This is a genomic window from Natribacillus halophilus (genome assembly GCF_900100185.1).
Taxonomy (GTDB): Bacteria; Bacillota; Bacilli; order Bacillales; family Marinococcaceae; genus Natribacillus; species Natribacillus halophilus.
The window spans coordinates 400,290-419,186 of the sequence record NZ_FNEN01000002.1 but is presented as its reverse complement, the minus strand read 5'-3'; the positions used below and the strand labels follow the sequence as shown (position 1 = coordinate 419,186).

At 47.6% G+C, this 18,897-nt stretch carries 21 protein-coding genes; 18 read left to right on the top strand and 3 right to left on the bottom strand.

Translation table 11 applies throughout. The features are described 5' to 3' along the window. Positions 1-510: 510 nt before the first annotated feature. From rpmH to BLS58_RS04355, 10 genes are all read left to right on the top strand, one after another. Positions 511-648, top strand: coding sequence for a 50S ribosomal protein L34 (rpmH, locus tag BLS58_RS04400; protein WP_090396368.1), 138 nt, complete (start codon positions 511-513; stop codon positions 646-648). A gap of 52 nt (positions 649-700) precedes the next feature. Further along, on the top strand, positions 701-1,054 hold the full coding sequence (rnpA, locus tag BLS58_RS04395; RefSeq protein ID WP_090396366.1) for a ribonuclease P protein component: 354 nt from the start codon (positions 701-703) through the stop codon (positions 1,052-1,054). Between the two features lie 121 nt (positions 1,055-1,175). Continuing rightward, positions 1,176-1,922 (top strand): YidC family membrane integrase SpoIIIJ, encoded by a 747-nt coding sequence (gene spoIIIJ / locus BLS58_RS04390; RefSeq protein WP_090396364.1) that lies wholly within the window; start codon positions 1,176-1,178, stop codon positions 1,920-1,922. Between the two features lie 21 nt (positions 1,923-1,943). After that, on the top strand, positions 1,944-2,567 hold the full coding sequence (gene jag, locus BLS58_RS04385) for an RNA-binding cell elongation regulator Jag/EloR (RefSeq protein ID WP_090396361.1): 624 nt from the start codon (positions 1,944-1,946) through the stop codon (positions 2,565-2,567). Positions 2,568-2,695: 128 nt separating this feature from the next. Continuing rightward, the gene (mnmE, locus tag BLS58_RS04380) at positions 2,696-4,072 is read left to right on the top strand and encodes a tRNA uridine-5-carboxymethylaminomethyl(34) synthesis GTPase MnmE (protein ID WP_090396359.1); all 1,377 of its coding nucleotides are present in this window, start codon (positions 2,696-2,698) and stop codon (positions 4,070-4,072) included. Positions 4,073-4,101: 29 nt separating this feature from the next. Further along, positions 4,102-6,000: a tRNA uridine-5-carboxymethylaminomethyl(34) synthesis enzyme MnmG gene (mnmG, locus tag BLS58_RS04375; RefSeq protein ID WP_090396357.1), complete on the top strand. Its 1,899-nt coding sequence runs from the start codon at positions 4,102-4,104 to the stop codon at positions 5,998-6,000. A gap of 165 nt (positions 6,001-6,165) precedes the next feature. Further along, entirely contained in the window at positions 6,166-6,873 is a 708-nt protein-coding gene (gene rsmG, locus BLS58_RS04370; RefSeq protein WP_090396355.1) for a 16S rRNA (guanine(527)-N(7))-methyltransferase RsmG, read from the top strand. 78 nt (positions 6,874-6,951) lie between these two features. After that, on the top strand, positions 6,952-7,809 hold the full coding sequence (gene noc / locus BLS58_RS04365; RefSeq protein ID WP_090396353.1) for a nucleoid occlusion protein: 858 nt from the start codon (positions 6,952-6,954) through the stop codon (positions 7,807-7,809). Positions 7,810-7,992: 183 nt separating this feature from the next. Continuing rightward, the gene (locus tag BLS58_RS04360) at positions 7,993-8,754 is read left to right on the top strand and encodes a ParA family protein (protein WP_090396351.1); all 762 of its coding nucleotides are present in this window, start codon (positions 7,993-7,995) and stop codon (positions 8,752-8,754) included. Beyond that, a complete protein-coding gene (locus BLS58_RS04355; RefSeq protein WP_090396349.1) occupies positions 8,747-9,601 on the top strand; it encodes a ParB/RepB/Spo0J family partition protein in 855 nt (284 codons plus the stop codon). Before BLS58_RS04360 ends, BLS58_RS04355 begins: the two co-directional genes overlap by 8 nt. 199 nt (positions 9,602-9,800) lie before the next feature. On the opposite strand, the gene BLS58_RS04350 is transcribed toward BLS58_RS04355, so the two are convergent. Together BLS58_RS04350 and fadH are read right to left on the bottom strand one after the other, a co-directional pair. Continuing rightward, the gene (locus tag BLS58_RS04350) at positions 9,801-10,580 is read right to left on the bottom strand and encodes an enoyl-CoA hydratase/isomerase family protein (RefSeq protein ID WP_245723045.1); all 780 of its coding nucleotides are present in this window, start codon (positions 10,578-10,580) and stop codon (positions 9,801-9,803) included. 20 nt (positions 10,581-10,600) lie between these two features. Continuing rightward, complete coding sequence (gene fadH, locus BLS58_RS04345) at positions 10,601-11,368, bottom strand: 2,4-dienoyl-CoA reductase (RefSeq protein ID WP_425433666.1); 768 nt, start codon at positions 11,366-11,368, stop codon at positions 10,601-10,603. Between the two features lie 131 nt (positions 11,369-11,499). Here fadH and BLS58_RS04340 point away from each other — a divergent pair, with 131 nt between their 5' ends. Beyond that, entirely contained in the window at positions 11,500-12,204 is a 705-nt protein-coding gene (locus tag BLS58_RS04340; protein WP_090396344.1) for a DUF554 domain-containing protein, read from the top strand. 12 nt (positions 12,205-12,216) lie between these two features. On the opposite strand, the gene yyaC is transcribed toward BLS58_RS04340, so the two are convergent. Beyond that, the gene (yyaC, locus tag BLS58_RS04335) at positions 12,217-12,873 is read right to left on the bottom strand and encodes a spore protease YyaC (protein ID WP_090396343.1); all 657 of its coding nucleotides are present in this window, start codon (positions 12,871-12,873) and stop codon (positions 12,217-12,219) included. Positions 12,874-12,996: 123 nt separating this feature from the next. Between yyaC and BLS58_RS04330 the strand changes: the two genes are divergently transcribed. The 7 genes from BLS58_RS04330 to ssb all read left to right on the top strand — a co-directional run bounded on the left by BLS58_RS04330 (position 12,997) and on the right by ssb (position 18,874). Further along, the gene (locus BLS58_RS04330; protein WP_090396342.1) at positions 12,997-14,013 is read left to right on the top strand and encodes a YkvI family membrane protein; all 1,017 of its coding nucleotides are present in this window, start codon (positions 12,997-12,999) and stop codon (positions 14,011-14,013) included. 102 nt (positions 14,014-14,115) lie between these two features. Then, positions 14,116-14,313, top strand: a complete 198-nt coding sequence (locus tag BLS58_RS04325; RefSeq protein WP_090396341.1) for a DUF951 domain-containing protein — start codon at positions 14,116-14,118, stop codon at positions 14,311-14,313. Positions 14,314-14,328: 15 nt separating this feature from the next. Then, positions 14,329-15,429 (top strand): redox-regulated ATPase YchF, encoded by a 1,101-nt coding sequence (ychF, locus tag BLS58_RS04320; RefSeq protein ID WP_090396340.1) that lies wholly within the window; start codon positions 14,329-14,331, stop codon positions 15,427-15,429. 536 nt (positions 15,430-15,965) lie between these two features. Continuing rightward, positions 15,966-17,105, top strand: coding sequence for a ParM/StbA family protein (locus BLS58_RS04315; RefSeq protein ID WP_090396338.1), 1,140 nt, complete (start codon positions 15,966-15,968; stop codon positions 17,103-17,105). A gap of 8 nt (positions 17,106-17,113) precedes the next feature. Beyond that, complete coding sequence (locus BLS58_RS04310; RefSeq protein WP_090396336.1) at positions 17,114-17,479, top strand: hypothetical protein; 366 nt, start codon at positions 17,114-17,116, stop codon at positions 17,477-17,479. 569 nt (positions 17,480-18,048) lie between these two features. Further along, a complete protein-coding gene (gene rpsF / locus BLS58_RS04305; protein WP_090396334.1) occupies positions 18,049-18,336 on the top strand; it encodes a 30S ribosomal protein S6 in 288 nt (95 codons plus the stop codon). 31 nt (positions 18,337-18,367) lie between these two features. Then, complete coding sequence (gene ssb, locus BLS58_RS04300) at positions 18,368-18,874, top strand: single-stranded DNA-binding protein (protein WP_090396332.1); 507 nt, start codon at positions 18,368-18,370, stop codon at positions 18,872-18,874. Positions 18,875-18,897 lie beyond the last annotated feature (23 nt).

Below are 18,897 nucleotides of genomic sequence, written 5' to 3'. Positions count from 1 at the left end.
CCAAGGTAAAGTCAAAGTAAAACGATTTTTAAGGGAAATAAAAATCGCCTTTCTAAGACGAGCCCGAGGAAGGATCACATCGCCCTCTCGGATTGGTTCGATCCCCGTCGTTCGAGGGATGGCAATGTGCTTCTTGTCCCTCTCGGAGTGAGGTACCCTGCCTTTGGGGTATGGCAACGTGCTTCTTGTCCCTCTCGGAGTGAGATACCCTGCCTTTGGGGTATGGCAACGTGCTTCTTGTCCCTCTCGGAGTGAGATACCCTGCTTTTGGGGTATAACAACGCGCTTCTTGTCCCTCTCGGAGTGAGATGCCCTGCCTTTGGGGTATAACAACACGATTCAAGTGTCATAAAGATCGGAGCGATCTCCGTTCCCTCGGATAGCCGCGAATATATTCGAACTTTAACGAAACCGCGGAGCCGTCTCTCAGTGCCCTTGACATTTGTACAATTCAGTCTGTATACTTTTTTAGAATGCCTAAGTAGGGTTAAATAAGGGAGGTGGCTTACGATGGCCAAACCAACATTCCAACCAAATAATCGTAAGCGTAAAAAGGTTCACGGATTTCGTGCGCGCATGAGCACCAAAAATGGACGGCAAGTGCTCAAGCGTCGACGTAAAAAGGGAAGGAAAAACCTTTCCGCATAAGGCCACTGCGTCAACAGTGGTCTTTTTTCTACGGATATAGGTGATATTCAGGATGAAGAAAGCGTATCGAATCAAAGATAATGACGAATTTGCGAAAATTTTCAAGGAAGGCAAAACGGTGGCCAATCACCAATTTGTCCTTTACGTCCTTGATAAACCGGGACAAAGCCATTTTCGATTTGGCGTAACGGTAGGGCGTAAGTTGGGTACCGCCGTCACTCGGAATCGTCTGAAACGATGGATCCGGGAAATGATGAGAGAGCATCAAGATGCTGTTCAAGCGGACAAGGATTATATTATTATTGGAAGAAAGCCTTTATTATCTATGAAATATCATACGGCAAGCAAAAGTTTCGCCCATGTTTTCAAACGGGCAGGCGTGTGGAGACCGCACGGGCCCTGTTAAAGAAAACTTGGCTTATCGCCAAGCCTGGCGAAAGCCTTAGTTGCACTTATGCATGATAAGAAAGTTATACTTTCTTATCTGCAAATAAAAGTGTTTGCTTCACCAAGGAGGATTGTGGACGTTGCGAAAGAAAATAGGACTGGCATTGATGCTGGTGGCGCTTGCAGCTATCATGGCCGGTTGTTTTAACATTGACCAACCCATTACGGAGAACCCTGACGGGATTTGGGACACCATTTTTGTCTATCCGCTGTCATGGTTGATAACAACGATCGCGGAAGCGACAGGTGAAAACTACGGTTTAGCGATTATCGTAGTGACGATTCTTATCCGGTTTTTAATTTTGCCATTGATGATCAAACAGACGAAAAGTACAAAAGCCATGCAGGAATTACAGCCGCAATTGATGAAGTTACGAGAGGAGTATAGCGCTAAAGATCAAAAGACCCAACAAAAGTTGCAGGAAGAGACGATGAAACTTTTTAGCGAGAATAATGTTAATCCACTCGCAGGATGTATGCCATTATTTATTCAAATGCCGATCTTAATCGCCTTCTTTCACTCCATTATGCGGACAGAAGAAATTTTTAATCACCAATTCCTCTGGTTTCAGCTCGGTGAGCCCGATTTTATTTTGCCAGTGATCGCCGCAGCAACCACCTTTTTCCAGCAGAAGATGATGATGGTGAGCGCGAACCCGCAGATGCAGATTCTGCTTTATATGATGCCGATTATGATCGGGGTATTTGCTTTCTTTTTCCCGTCAGCGCTCGCGTTGTACTGGGTCGTCGGTAACTTCTTCATGATCGCACAGACGTACTTTATTACAGGTCCAAAGGCACAGGAAAAAAAAAGACAAACGTACTAACCCGGGAGGAGCGAAATAATCGTGAAAACCATTTCGGTGACAGGTAAGACGGTTGAAGAAGCGTTGAACCAAGGGCTTACGGAACTGCAGGCAACTCGTGAGCAAGTTGATTACGTGGAGATCCAGACACCGAAAAAAGGATTCCTGAACTTTTTTAGTAAACCGGCCATTTTAGAGATTACGATGAAGCCTGATCCTGTAGGAGAAGCTGAACGTTTTCTCGCGGATGTCTTAAGATGCATGGACGTGAATCTTGATATTCACGCATTTGACACGGAAGAGAAAAAGGCGCGCCTGGAAATGAACGGGGAAGATGTCGGTATGGTGATCGGCAAACGAGGGCAAACCCTGGAATCGCTGCAGTATTTAACCAACCTTGCGGCCAATCGCCATTCGGATCAATACAGACGTATTGAACTCGATGCCGAAAATTACCGGGAACGTCGTGCGAAAACACTGGAGCAACTCGCGTACCGTCTGGCCGAAAAAGCAAAGCGCACCAATCGCAGGGTCGTACTGGAACCGATGCAGGCCAATGAACGCAAAAAAATCCACCAGACGCTGCAAACGGATACGGCGGTTGATACGCTCTCCGACGGCAAAGAACCACGCAGGCACGTTGTCATTAAACCAAAAGAGACATGATTCGAAACGGTGCCCTTATCCCTATGAACGGTGATAAGGGATTTTTCTTTGTGAACACGCATTGGTGAGAGGCTTATTTTTATGTTATCCTTTAGTGATGGGAATAGGAACGGAAACGAGGTGATGAGATGGAGTTGGATACAGTCGCGGCCATTTCCACGCCTCCCGGTGAAGGCGCAATCGCGATGATACGCATCAGCGGGGATGAAGCGGTGGCTATCGGTGATCGTGTCTATCGCGGTCACAAAAAGTTGCGGGAAGTGGATACACATACGATCCATTACGGCAACCTGGTAAAACCTGCGACGAATGAAACGGTGGAAGAAGTGATGGTGTCGGTGCTAAGAGCCCCGAAAACGTTCACGAGGGAAGACATTGTTGAGATAAATGTCCATGGCGGTGTTGTATCGACGGACCGTGTGTTGCAGCTGGTGCTTACTGAAGGCGCACGTTTGGCTGAACCGGGAGAGTTCACGAAACGGGCCTTTTTAAACGGTCGTATCGATCTATCTCAAGCCGAGGGCGTCATGGACATGATCCGCGCGAAAACGGACCGGGCGATGAATGTGGCCATGAAGCAGGTCGAAGGGCGTCTCGCCCGGCAAATCAAATCGTTGCGTACCGAGTTGCTGGAAGCGATTGCCCACGTTGAAGTCAATATTGATTATCCGGAATTTGATGCGGAATCCGTAACGTTGGAACGTCTTGAAAAGCAGATTACCGACGTTCGTAAAGAAATTGAGCAACTGTTGGCCACCGCCCATCAAGGTAAAATCCTCCGGGAAGGACTGGCAACGGCCATCATCGGTCGGCCGAACGTCGGAAAGTCCTCGCTGATGAACGCCCTCGTTCAGGATAATCGTGCGATCGTCACGGAGATTCCGGGGACGACCCGTGACGTCCTCGAAGAATATGTGAATGTCAAGGGGGTTCCTCTTCGACTTGTCGATACCGCCGGTATCCGGGAAACGGAAGATACCGTGGAAAAGCTGGGCGTTGAGCGCTCACGGCAAGCGCTATCCGATGCGGAACTGGTATTATTCGTCCTAAACGCGAGCGAACCATTAACACCGGAGGATGAAGCGCTTTTCACCGCGATCGCAGATTTCAACGCCGTCGTTATTTTAAATAAAAACGATCTAACACCAGACATCGATGAAGACCAAGTGCGTAAACTTGTCGGCGATCGCCCGCTTGTGACGACCTCTCTTTTAAAGGACGAGGGGATTGAAGATTTAGAAGCGGCCATCGCGCATCTTTTTTTTGATGAAGGGGTCGAGGGTACAGAGATGAATTATGTCTCGAACACCCGACATATTGCCTTGCTGAACCAGGCAAAGGAAATGATCGACGAAGCCCTGGAGGCGGCCCAGGCGGACATGCCCGTCGATATGGTGCAAATTGATGTGACAAGAGCCTGGGAACACCTCGGCGAAATCGTCGGAGAGACGGCGCCGGACCAACTTATCGATCAGTTGTTTTCACAGTTTTGTCTGGGAAAATGAAGACGCCAACGGTGCAAAGGAGGTATAACATGTCTTTTGAAAGTGGAAATTACGATGTCATCGTCATCGGCGCGGGACATTCCGGTGTTGAGGCGGGGCTTGCATCCGCCCGTATGGGGGCATCCACCCTTATGCTCACCCTCAATCTTGACGCGGTGGCCTTTATGCCCTGTAACCCTTCGGTCGGCGGTCCGGCGAAAGGCATCGTCGTCCGTGAGATCGATGCCCTCGGTGGCGAAATGGCTAGAAATATTGATAAAACGCATATTCAGATGCGAATGTTAAACACGAGAAAAGGGCCGGCTGTACGAGCGTTACGGGCACAAGCGGATAAATTCCAATATCAGCAGGAAATGAAGAACACTTTGGAAGAAGAAGAAAACCTGACGCTTCGCCAGGGACTGGTGGAGTCTCTCATCGTTGAAGATGGTGTGTGCCAGGGGGTCGTGACGAATACAGGCGCCCATTACCGGGCCGACTCTGTCATCGTAACGACCGGAACGTATTTAAGAGGCAAGATTATTCTTGGCGATCTCGCTTATGAGAGTGGCCCGAACAACATGCAGCCATCGGTGGCATTGTCGGATCATCTGCGCGAACTCGGGTTTGAAATGGTTCGTTTTAAAACCGGGACTCCCCCGCGCGTGAACGGCAAATCGATTGATTACGAACAAACGGAAATCCAGGAGGGGGACGACACTCCCCGTGCGTTTTCTTATGACACCGTTGATTATATTACCGATCAGCTGCCTTGTTGGCTCACGTACACGAACAACAGCACCCATGGCTTGATTAACGAGAACCTGGAACGTTCACCGATGTATTCCGGCATGATGGAAGGGACAGGGCCGCGCTATTGTCCATCCATTGAGGACAAGGTCGTCCGTTTTCACGATAAGTCCCAGCATCAAATTTTCCTGGAGCCGGAAGGTCGAGACACGAAAGAAGTGTATGTCCAGGGTTTGTCGACGTCATTGCCTGAAGATATTCAATATGACATGCTGAAGACGATCAAAGGCCTGGAAAATGCCCGTTTGATGCGCCCGGGCTACGCGATAGAATACGATTCCATCGTCCCGCACCAGTTGTGGCCAACGCTGGAGACGAAAAAAATTCCCGGGTTGTTCACTGCCGGTCAAATCAACGGTACCTCCGGGTATGAAGAGGCGGCCGGCCAGGGGATCATGGCTGGGATCAACGCGGCCAGACGGACGCAGAATAAAGAAGGCATCATTCTTGATCGTTCCGATGCCTATATCGGAGTCCTTATCGATGATCTCGTCACGAAAGGGACGGATGAGCCTTATCGTTTGCTGACGTCAAGGGCAGAATATCGTCTTCTCTTGCGCCATGACAATGCTGATTTGCGCCTGACCGAACTCGGTTATGAGATCGGGCTCGTGTCTGCTGAACGATATCAGCAGTTTGAAAAGAAAAACGAAGACATCGGCGCTGAACGAAAGCGAATCGAAAACACCATCGTTAAACCCGGGGAAAAAGTACAGTCCGTACTCGAAAATAATGCCTCCGCCCCGTTAAAAGAAGCGGTTTCCGGCACGCAACTCCTTAAAAGACCGGAAATAACGTATGCGGATATCGAAGCGATTATCCCACCGGAGCGTGAGTTGCCGGCTGATGTTAAGGAACAGGTCGACATCCAGACAAAATACGAAGGCTATATCGCCAAACAGATGGAACAGGTGGATAAAAGGAAGAAAATGGAGAATAAGTGGATTCCGGAATGGATCGATTATAGTCAAATTACCGGTCTTGCCATGGAAGCCCGTCAAAAGCTCGAGGAAGTGCGGCCTTTATCCGTGGGGCAAGCATCTCGCGTGGCAGGTGTGAATCCTGCGGACATCTCGATTTTGCTCGTGTATATTGAGCAAGGGCGACAGATGTCGCAAAAAGAGGCGGCAACGTCATAAGGGCAAAAGGATGAAAAGCAGGCTGAACCTTTGGAACGGCCTGCTTTCCTAGGCAGATAAGGAAGTATAACTTTCTTATCATGCATAAGTACAGCTAAGGCTTTCGCCAGGCTTGGCGATAAGCCAAGTTTTCTTTACCCGGGAAACGGAAAGGCGGTCACCCTTATGAAGGAATGGGAAAAATGGTTAAAGGATATTGACCTTTCCCTGGCGGACAGGCAAAAAGAACAGTTTAAACGTTATTATGAGCTCCTCGTGGACTGGAATAAGCACATGAATTTAACAGCGATCAGCGATGAGCATGAGGTGTATGAAAAGCATTTTTACGATTCGCTCCTGGCGACTTGTTGCTATCCGTTTGAGGCCGTTTCATCGCTGGCTGATATCGGCGGGGGCGCGGGTTTTCCCGGCATCCCCCTAAAGATTTGCTTTCCTCATTTGCATCTGACCGTCATCGAGGCGACGAAAAAACGGGTGCAATTTCTCGAAGAGCTTACGAAGGCATTGTCGCTGGAAGATGTGCATCTTATACATACACGCGCCGAGGATGCGGCCAGAGAAGAACACCATCGCGATCGGTACGACATCGTCATCGCGCGGGCGGTGGCCAAAATGCCGGTATTGGCAGAACTTTGTCTCCCGTTCGTTCACAAACACGAGGTATGGATGGCCTTAAAGGGGAAGAGCGGGGAAGAGGAGCTGGCAACGGCCCGGGAAGCGATCCGTGTGCTCAATGGCGGAGACATCGACCGGCATTATTTTGAGCTGCCGACAGAAGCAAGCGAGCGATCTATTTATGTGATCGGCAAGAAGGAAAGCACACCGAAAAGTTATCCCCGCAACGCCGGAATCATTAAGAAAAAACCTTTGTAATAAGCAACAGCGTAGACAAATGTGACAGTCATGATAAAATAAAGAAAAGAGCCATGACTTAAAAAAGGGGGGGAGACGGTGAGAAATTCCATCCAACGTTTTTTCGGTCTAGGCGATGAAGTAAAAAGAGAAAATCCCGAGGAAGGCGCAGGTCACAGTGAGGAAGTTCGCTTATTACCCATCACTGCCATCGTACCGAATCCGTTCCAACCCCGTACCATTTTTTCAGAAGAAACCATTGATGAGTTGGCAAGGACGATCCAGACACACGGAATGCTGCAACCGATTATCGTCAGAGAGCGAGAAAACAATTACGAACTCATTGCCGGAGAACGCAGGTGGCGTGCCGCCCAAAAATTGGAATGGTCGGAAGTCCCTTCGATCGTTAAGGAATTCAACGATGCCCAGACAGCATCTCTGGCTCTCATAGAGAATTTACAACGAGAAGAATTAACGGTTATCGAAGAAGCCAGAGCTTACGAGCAGTTGATTCATTGGCACAAGCTTACGCAGGAGAGCCTGGCACAGCGACTGGGCAAAGGGCAGTCCACCATTGCCAACAAGCTCAGATTGTTGTCCTTGCCTGAAGAGGTGCAAACCGCGCTTCTGCAGCGGGATATATCCGAACGCCACGCACGAACGCTCATTCGACTTAAGGATGAATCCTTGCAAATACAATTGCTGCGCGCGATTATCGATCATTCCCTGAGTGTAAAAGAAACGGAAGCATACGCGGAGCGCTGGCTGGAGAATACGGAAAAACCCGAAGAGAAGAAACGTACAAAGAAACAGCACTTTCCAAAAGATCTGCGTATCGCCATGAATACGATTCGACAATCACTGGAAATGGTCGAAAAATCCGGGATGCAAGTCGAACGTCAGGAAGAAGAACTCGATGATTATTATCAATTTACCATTCGCATCCCCAAAAAATAATCTATCATTCTTTCATGGTAGATTATTTTTTGCAGATAAGTAAGTATAACTTTCTTATCATGCATAAGTGCAACTAAGGCTTTCGCCAGGATTGGCGAAAAGCCAAGTTTACTAATCTGGAAAACGTGCTAAAATATAATTACATATATTCGAGCAACCGCAAGGGAAAGGTTGTGAACGATTTTGGCTAAAGTGATTACGATCGCCAATCAAAAAGGCGGTGTTGGAAAAACGACAAGCGCCGTTAATCTAAGCGCTTGTTTATCCTATATCGGTCATCGGGTTTTACTCGTTGATATCGACCCACAAGGGAACGCAACAAGCGGGGCCGGCATTGAAAAAGGTGATGTCGACGCCTGTATCTATAATTTACTCGTAGAAGACGTTAACGCCCGCGATATCATTTATTCTTCCCCGGTGGAAAACCTCTCTGTCCTACCGGCGACGATACAGTTATCCGGAGCGGAAATCGAGCTTGTCCCGACGATTTCCCGGGAAGTCCGTTTGAAAAAAGGATTGAGCAGTGTCCAGGACGACTATGATTATATTATTATTGATTGTCCGCCATCGCTCGGTCTTTTGACGATCAATGCCCTTACGGCGGCAGAGGCGGTGTTAATTCCGGTTCAATGCGAGTATTACGCCCTCGAGGGGTTAAGCCAGCTCCTCAATACGATCCGACTTGTCCAAAAGCATTTAAACACAGACTTGCGAATTGAAGGTGTCTTACTCACGATGTTGGATGCCCGTACCAATTTAGGGGTACAAGTCATCGAAGAAGTGAAGAAATACTTTCAGGATAAAGTGTTCGGAACAATTGTACCGAGAAATGTACGGCTTGGAGAAGCCCCCAGTTACGGAATGCCTATCGTCTTGTATGCCCCCAAATCGAGGGGAGCCAACGTATACCTAGAACTTGCAAAGGAAGTGGTTGCGGGTGCCTAAAGGATTAGGAAGAGGCCTCAATGCTCTTTTTCCGGATGAACTGGAGACGAGCGAGGAAGCGGTGCATAATATTGCTCTTGAGGATTTGCGCGTCAACCCCTATCAGCCGAGGAAGCAGTTTAATGAACAAGCGATCGACGATTTAAGTGCCTCCATCAAACGCCATGGAATTCTGCAACCGCTCATCGTACGAAAGAGCATTAAAGGTTACGAGATTGTGGCGGGGGAACGTCGTTTTCGGGCGGCACAGAACAGTCAGCTTGAAGCCGTTCCTGCCATCGTCAAGGATTTGACGGATGATCGGATGATGGAAATTGCGTTGATTGAAAACTTACAACGGGAAGATCTCAATCCGCTGGAAGAATCACGGGCGTACGCGAAGCTAATGGATCATTTTGACTTCACGCAAGAACAACTGGCCAAACAGCTTGGCAAAAGCCGTCCTCATATCGCTAATCACCTGCGGCTGCTGCAATTGCCCAAAACGATTCAACAAGCGATTGGCGACGGGGAATTATCGATGGGGCATGGACGTGCCCTTCTCGGCATCAAGCAGGAAAAAGAAGTACCGGATGCCGTGAAAGCCGTCAAGGAGCAAGCACTCAATGTCCGCCAGACGGAAGAACTTGTGCAGCGGGTCAACAACCGGGGTCCTACCAGCAAGCCAAAGAAAAAAGAGAAACAGCCATCGGCTTATATCCGCGAACAGGAACACACGCTTCAGACGTATTTTGGCACATCCGTCCATATTAAAAAGGGCAAAAAGCGAGGCAAAATAGAAATAGAATTTTTAACGGATGAAGACTTGGAACGCATCCTCGAATTGTTGGACCACGATAAAGCATAACCGTTGTAAAAGGGGCCGATCGGCCCCTTTTTCTTATCCATTCTTTACAAACATTTCTCCGGTTGCAAGTTTAGTGCATATGAGCATCCTATTCGGACAATTTTTAACGTTTGATACTGTTTGTGTCCGAATGAATGATCGATAAGGACATTTTTCACCGATCATCCAGTGGATTTGTCCGAATAGACGGTTGTCCAAGTTATTCCCCCTGAAAGTTGGGTTTACGCTTTTCCAAAAAGGCCTGGATGCCTTCTTCGACATCTTTCGTCGCGAAACAACGTTTAATATAGGCATATTCCTGTTTTAATAGCGCCGAAAGTTCAGCGTCCGCGTCTGCGGTCAGAAGCCTTTTGGAGAAGGTTAGGGCGATCGGGGGGCCTGCGGTTATTTCCCGGGAAATGTCCATGACACGATCATGAAATGCCTCATCGGGAAAGACTTCGTTGACCAGTCCCGTGCGCTCAGCTTCGTCAGGGTAAATATCTCGGCCTGTAAAAATCATTTGCGCGGCTTTGGCTTGACCGATCAAGCGAGGTAAAAAATAACTCATGCCGGCATCGGGACTTAGGCCGCGCCGGACATAACCGGTCGTGACCCGTGTCTGGTCCGACATGAAGCGCATATCACAAGCCAGGGCAAGTGATAACCCAGCCCCCGCGGCAATGCCGTTCACGGCAGCAATAACGGGTTTGTCACAGTGGACGATACTGAGCGCCTGCCGCCCGACCCAGCCCAGTTCATCCAACTGTTCATGCCGACTGCCAAACGCATCCGACATTTCCGAAAGATCGAGTCCTGAGCAAAACGCTCGGCCTTTACCGGTGATAACGACGACTCGAACGTCATCATCGGCGGAAGCGTCAGCAAACGCTTGCTCGATTTGCAAACTGATATCATCATTAATCGCATTCATACGTTCGGGACGGTTGATCGTGATCGTTCGTATGCCTTCCTGTGTATCGATCATAAGTGGTTCCATTCTTTTACCCTCCCCCGGAATCATAAATATCGGCTCTGAGCAAGCCATTGACCGCCATCTACGGTCATGCAGTCTCCGTTGACAAAACGGGATTGACTGGAGACGAGAAATTCCGCAGCATCAGCAACGTCATCCAGCTTGCCGATATCAGTGAGAGGATTGATCTTTTTCATTTGTTTAACGGCGTCTTCCGAAGCAAATAGCTTGTCTGCGCCGCCGGTATTTTCGATGGGTCCCGGTGCCATCGCGTTAACACGAATGTCATATTCCCCCCACTCCACGGCCAGGGATTTGGTTAAAGCGAGGATTCCCCCTTTAGCGGCTGCCGAGTGAACGACGCCGGCCGAACCGGTCCAGGCGTATGTAGCGATCATGTTGAGAATGGCTCCACCTCGTTTGTGAGCGATCATTTCCCGGCCGATAAGCTGAGTACAATTCCAAGTTCCATTCAAGCAAATGTCAATGACCGCTTTCCAGCCATTTTCGGATAAATCTTCTGCCGGTGAAATGAAATTGCCCGCAGCGTTATTAACGAGAATGTCGATGGGGCCGAAGGTATCTTTTGTTTCATCGATGGTTCGCTGTACATCCTCACGGTCTCGGACATCCATTTGCACGGTTAGAACGCCTGCATTGCTTTCGCCTAGAATGTCTGTTTTCGCCTCTTGAAGTCGCTCTTCGCTGCGCCCGGTAATGACGACATGAGCGCCTTGAGAAGCAAAACGCGTAGCCATCGCCTTCCCCATACCATTGCTGCCTCCGGTTATAATGGCCGTTTTTCCTGCCAGTGACATAATCATCACCCTTTCTGAAACTGAATGAATATTCATTTTGTATTATAGCATGATATTAAGTGAAGTGTTAATATAGAATAATATTGTTTTTCGTTCACAGTAGATAAAAGGGGATCAAAAGAAGAATGGTTTTACTCGGGACATTGGTGAATGGCGTTGCGATTATCATCGGTTCGCTGCTGGGCTTAATTTTTAAACGTATTCCGGAAAGAGTGAAAACGACAGTTATGCAGGCCATCGCGTTGGCTGTTATTTTGCTGGGGATCGGTATGGGGCTGGAAAGCGAGCAATTTCTGATTACCATTGGCAGCCTTGTTATCGGAGGCGCCCTCGGGGAATGGTGGCGCATTGAGGATCATTTGAACGCGTTTGGGCGCTGGATTGAAAAAAGGGTAGGAAGTCGTGACGGAGAAGGGTTATTCGCCAAGGGTTTTGTCACCGCCTCCCTCGTCTACGTCGTCGGTGCCATGGCGGTGCTCGGTGCGCTTGATAGCGGGCTCCGCCTGGACCACAGTTTACTCTATACCAAAGCGATGCTTGATGGCTTTTCATCGCTGTTTTTTGCATCCATGCTGGGGGTCGGTGTGTTGTTTTCAGTTATTCCGGTTGTGCTGTATCAGGGAACGATTGCTTTGTTAGCCGGCCTGATCAATCGCGTCATTCCCGGCCCGCTGCTGGAAATGTTCATCACGGAGATGACGGCGGCAGGAGGCGTGATGATCGTCGCTATTGGGCTGCGGCTGCTCGGTATTGTCGATATTAAGGTTGCCAACCTTTTGCCGGCGATTCTCGTCGTGTTCGTTATCACATCCTTGCTATATGCCTTCTGATTGATGTCCGCCTTATTCATTGGATGGGGCGGACAACTCCTGTGCAGACGGGTGGATGATGGAGTGGTGGCGCCGCGAGGGTGTGGCAGTGCTCGGCGGTTGATACAACCAGCGATCCGCTTTTAATATAGCCTCTGACGTTCGTTCGGCGAGTTTCATGACGAGGTTTAGACGTGTATTCTGCAGGACGAAGTATTCCATCATTCCTCCGACATTGACGGTAGCTGTGATGTGCATATGGCCGATGTCCGGAAGCTGCTTGTTAACGGCACTTCCCGGGCTTACCGGCCCTGATGCAAAAGTGATCCGACCAACGTTTTGCGGTTTTCCCATGCTGGCATCTATGGCAATGATCAATGGCTGCCTGTATTCAGCCATGATATGATTTATTGTTTCCTGCAAATTCAATGCATGGACAGGATGGTGGAGGGTTCCATAGACGTCCAGACTGCGTGGACTGTTCTCAGTGATCATCGTTCCTGTTAACGGGCCGAAAGAATCTCCTGTGGAACGATCCGTCCCGATACAGACGATAACGATATCGGTATGTAAAGAAAGATGTTTTATTTTTTGAAAAAATTGATCCGCGAAAGGGTGCACCATCTCATCATCGACATGATACTGACATTGAAAGGTGCGTTCTTTTGAAAAAGATCTTTTATAAGACATACCCAGCTCTCCTTTTTCATACTAGTCCCAGTATAAGGGAATCTTGACCGTTCTATACGTCTTGGATCAGAACAATGATGTCCAGGCAATAACGAACGTTCTAAGACAAGGGAGAGACATTGAATGATCGGACGTGGGTTAAAATGGATGTTTCTGCTGACGGGAACGATGATTGGTGCCGGTTATGCGTCCGGACGGGAAATATGGCAATTCTTTGGTGAAGATAGCGTGGTTGCCATTATACTGTTTAGCATTCTTTTTACGATCAGTTCTGCTATCATTTTAAAACTGAGTATTCAGCAGGGGGCGGAAAATTATGTGAGCGTGTTGGAGACGTTGTTGGGCAAGCGTGTGTCTAAATTTTATGATGCAATGATTATTATATATTTATTTACGACTACAGGAATCATGATATCCGGTGGGGGAGCGACGCTGGAAACGTTTGAATTTCCTTATTGGAGCGGCGTGATGCTCATGTGTGGTTTGCTGGTCGTGTTGTTCATCTGGGACCTGAACGGATTAACTTCTGTCAATAATATACTTACGCCGGCGCTGATTGCTGCTTTAATCGGGATTCTGGTTTTATTTCAAATGTCCAATGATGGTGGCTTTGTACTCGAATGGGGAGCGCAAACCAACTGGCCTTCGGCACTTATGTTTATGGGACTGAATTTGTTGCCTATCGTTGCCGTTCTCGCGGTGATCGGAACGAGAATTCAGCATGAAGGGGAAATCTGGATTGCCACCGTAGGCAGCGGCTTGATGCTCGGTGGGGTTTCTTATTTGTACAACCAGTCGTTACTCGTTGTAGCTGATGATATTTTACTTTATGAAATCCCATTGTTTTCGATATTGAGCACTTATCCGTCTATCCTTATTCTGGCTATGACTGTCCTTTTATTCACTGCGATATTTACGACTGCGGCCGCGAATATCATCGGTTTAATCAGTCGTTTTCGCCGTGTGCTCAATGGGCCGGCCTGGATACTCGCGTTAGTGATCATTTTTCCTCTTCTGCCGATGACAATTTTTGGATTTTCTACGCTTGTAGGGTTTCTTTACCCGCTTTACGGTGTTGTCAATCTCTATTTACTCGGGGCGGTTCTCCTGCACCCGTTTATATCTGACAATCTGGAATGATCACGTTCATAGCTTGCAGCGGTAATCCCTCCCTATTCTGCGAAAAGTATGATATAATACACACTGTCCTTTTAGCCAGCCATTGTGAAAGGAGCGGGAACGTTGTCGGACAAAACCTTTCAACTCAATGATATCGTCGAAATGAAAAAACCACATCCGTGCGGAGAAAATCGCTGGAAAATTATTCGCATGGGCATGGATATCCGCATCAAATGTCAGGGATGTGGACACAGTGTTTTGATCCCGCGCAAGACGTTCACCCGTAAAATGAAAAAAGTACTGGAAACAGCTGAAGAATAGGAAGGGAAAAAGACTATGGCGTTAACAACAGGCATCGTGGGGTTGCCCAATGTAGGCAAGTCCACGTTATTTAATGCAATTACACAGGCCGGAGCTGAAGCGGCCAATTATCCGTTTGCCACGATTGATCCGAATGTGGGGATCGTTGATGTACCTGATGAACGTTTACACGTTTTAACCGACTTGGTGAATCCAAAAAAAACGATTCCGACGGGCTTCGAATTTACGGACATTGCCGGCATCGTAAAGGGTGCAAACCGTGGCGAAGGGTTGGGAAATCAATTTCTCTCGAATATTCGGGAAGTAGATGCGATATCACATGTCGTCCGCTGTTTCGACGATGGAGATATTACGCACGTATCCGGTAGTGTGGATCCGGTGAGAGATATCGAAGTGATTAATTTGGAGCTGATTTTGGCCGATTTGGAAACGGTAAGCAAGCGCCTGGACAAAGTCGGCAAACAGGCAAAATCAAAGGATAAAGAAGCGATCGCCGAACAGGCGGTATTGGAAAAGATAATGACAGCGCTGGAAGCGGAAAAGCCCGCGCGCAGTGTAAGTTTAAATCAAGATGAAGAAAAGATTGCAAAAGGATTCCAACTGCTCACGAAAAAACCGATTTTATACGTGGCGAACGTGAATGAAGAGAGCCTGCTCGAAGAAGAAGAAAACGACTACGTTAAGCAGGTTAGGGCAGTGGCGGCTGAAGAAGGAGCAGAAGTGATTACCATCTGTGCGGATATTGAAGCAGAGATCGCAGAGCTTGATGGAGAAGATCGTCAATCATTTCTAGACGATCTTGGCCTGACTGAGCCTGGCTTAAACCGTTTAATTAGAACATCTTATGAATTACTCGGGTTGAATACGTATTTTACCGCCGGTGAACCCGAGGTGCGTGCCTGGACGATCAAAGAGGGGACGAAAGCGCCGCAGGCAGCCGGAGTGATCCATTCTGATTTTGAACGAGGGTTTATCCGTGCCGAGGTTGTGTCATTTACTGACCTGCAATATTATGGCTCAACGGCTCGGGCAAAAGAAGCAGGTAAGGTTCGCCTGGAGGGTAAGGACTATATCGTCCAGGACGGCGATGTCATCCATTTTCGATTCAACGTTTAAGAGCGGATCAACACCCGCTCTTTTTTTGCAGATAAGAAAGTATAACTTTTGTATGAAAACAACCATTATTGGAGCAGCGCAAACCAATCAGTATAACCAACATATGTCACGATTATACTTTTTGCGCTAAATCAGTTGTTTTCATGATAGATGGTGGCGGTATGCTCAGCCGCCATGATGGTTTCTTATCATGCATAAGTGCAACTAAGGCTTTCGCAGGCTTGGCGATAAGCCAAGTTTTCTTTATGGATAAAGCGATAGGGGAGGGGGAGCTTTTTACGATAACTTTTTGCTAATCTATTTTTTGCATAGTATAATCTATTTAATCAAGCAAACTAGTGTTAAAATAAGAGGAAGGCTTAAAGAAACCTAAAAGAATTAAAAATGGACCCACAAAGAATTCTTTCGGGTGTTTTAGCGGAAACTCAGCGAGGGATCTGCCTCTATATCTGCAAAAAGAACCCGCAAAGAATTCTTCAGGAATCCTTTAAGAACCCACAAAGAATCCAATCTTTAAAAACGGGAGAGGGTATACAATGTTAATGGCAGCGGATATCGGAAATTCAGAGACGAAGATGTACATAGAGGATCGCTTTTTAACGCAACCTTCCGTCGTAAAGAGAGTCAACCAAATTCCGGAAACAGCAGATACCAATCTTGCGCAAAGCATCGCTCGCATCGAAGAGGATTTGCTTATCCACGTAACGAGCGATGCGATCAAAAAAAACGGCGCATATTTTGTCGGACAACGCGCGAGCCGCATTAACGATATGGTGGAAAATATCAATATTAAACTCGGAAACAAGTATAAACATGATATTCCTGTTATCGTTTGTCTCGGTATGATCGCAGGTCATGAGGTTAAAAACTATTATGAATCACATGAAGAACTTCCGCAGGTGTTGGAGGTGGACGCTAATCTGTCAACGGCGATCCCGGCTTCAGAGCATACAAATGAGAGAGCCAAACATCTGCAACAACGCCTGGAAGGACGTACCCACACCGTTATTATTTATGTCGCGGATCAACTGGTCACTGTGATGGTCAAATTTAATGAGGTGAACGTAACGACGGAAGGCGTACCCGCGCTCTATACGCTCTTAACCGCAAAAGAGGATATTTTAAAAAATCACGATGCAGAATATGAGTCGAAAATGAAACCGAAGGATATGGCGAACCAGAATATTTTACACGCCGATATCGGGGATGGGACGACCGAATATATCTATACGGAAGAGAAAAATGCCGTTCTTGACCTCTGTGACGGAAAAAGACACGGTGTAGGTCATGCGACGGAAGAAGCGATTAAACTTCTTAAAGACGAGGTAGGAGGCCATCTGTCCCTGAACCGCCAACAATTTATGAACATCTATCAAGATGAAACGAACAATTTACACGAAACAGCTGTTCAATCCCTGGATGAAGCAAGATATTTACAGGCACAACTCATATTGGAAGATTTACAGGAAAGAGCGATGAACACGGCCGGGCGAGTGGATAAAATCATGGTCTACGGCGGCGGAAGCATTCAATTTCGCGATGATATGTATGAAGATCTGCTGGATTATGCCAATGAAGCGAAGATAGAAATCATCTGGGTACCGGAAGCCTATGCGGTGAATATGAATATTGAGGGTTTGAAAGTTCTTAACGAAAAACTTCTATATACTGAATAGGTGATACCATGACGAAGCAGCGAGTGACGTATACGTGGAAAATTAATACCGAACGAAATCCGGAATCGATCAATGAGTGGTTGGATGCGCAATCGAATATCCGGGATTCACTTTCGTTTCTCGTCCAGGTGATGCAGGAGCGTTTCGGAAATGTTGACGTACGCGATATCGAGGCATCGAAGGAACTGCTGCAATTCATGCATCATCAGGAGACGAAAAACGAAGAAAAAGACCCGGTGACGGAAAGGGAGCAATCCGCACCAGAGCGAGATACACAAGAGAACATGTCTACTGAAGAGGATTTCGAACAGGAAACGGGAGGAGATGACATATTTTCAGGAATCGACGATAAAGCGATATTTACGAGGCGCTAAAGATATGGTTTCCTCTGGAAGCAGGTATAGTCTAACCGAGGCTATGCCTGTTTCGCTGTTATAATTTCGATCATATTTTAGAAGAATTTGGTGGAATTGGATCGGTCATGACGACCTAAAGCCCGTGTATACTGTGGGTTAAGTCATCAAAAGTGGGTTATGATGACCTAGCGCCCGTGCATGCTTCGAGTTAGGTCATCAAAAGTGGTTTATGACGACCTAAAGCCCGTGTATACCTTGGGTTAAGGCATCAAATTGGCTCATGGGCCAACCTCGGGTTAGGCTACAGAGTTCACGTGAAATTGCGTGGTCGTTGCAATTTCGTTTTTTTATAATTTTTGCTTGCCTTTCTTGCTGACCATGATATACTGTATTTAACAGAAGCAAACATGTGATCGTCAATATCAAATTACAGCGAAACTCACAACAAAATACGTCCAGGCTATTGTCTATAGGAGGTGTACCTGTTACAATACTATGATGTGAGTAAATAGAGGGCAAACGCCCGGTTTTTGCTCCTTGCTCCCGTCATGGATGGGGGCCGCTTAGACCAAAAGGAGGTGACACGCGTGCGTAATTACGAGATTCTGTATATCGTTAAACCGACATTGGACGAGGATGCGATCAAAGCGTTGATCGAACGTTTGAACCAAATCCTTTCCGATAATGGAGCGGAAGTCACGGATGTCGATGAAAAAGGGAGACGTCGTCTCGCTTATGAAATCAATGATTTCCGTGAAGGTTACTATGTCGTTTTAAAGCTACAGGCAACACCCGATGCCATCAATGAGTTTGACCGCCGGGTTAAACTTTCCGATGATGTCATCCGAACGCTCGTTGTTCGAGATGATGACTAGTGGAATCTTCAAATAAATGGGAGGGGTTGGAATGATTAATCGCGTCGTACTTGTCGGACGTCTCACCCGTGACCCTGAATTGCGGTACACCCCAAACGGTATAGCAGTGGCGAACTTCGGCATCGCCGTTAATCGGCCGTTTACCAACCAGCACGGAGAACGGGAAGCTGATTTTTTAAACTGCGTCGTTTGGAGAAAACAGGCGGAAAATGTCGCCAATTATTTAAAAAAAGGAAGTTTGGCGGGCATTGACGGCCGCGTACAAAGTCGTAGTTTTGAAAATCAGGAGGGGCGCCGTGTGAACATGGTGGAAGTTCAGGCGGAAAGCGTGCAATTTTTAGAGCCCCGTAATGTTACCGCGAACCGGGGTGGTTCCGAGCAAGGCATGGGTCAAGGCTCTGCTCCCGCTAGTTCCGGGTCGTACAATCAACAAGGTTATGGTCAGGAATCGCGGGGAAACACGTCTAACTTGAATGACGATCCTATCTCCAATGACGGAGAACCGATCGATATTTCCGACGACGATTTACCTTTCTAGCCTCTTTGCCGAAAACTGACAGA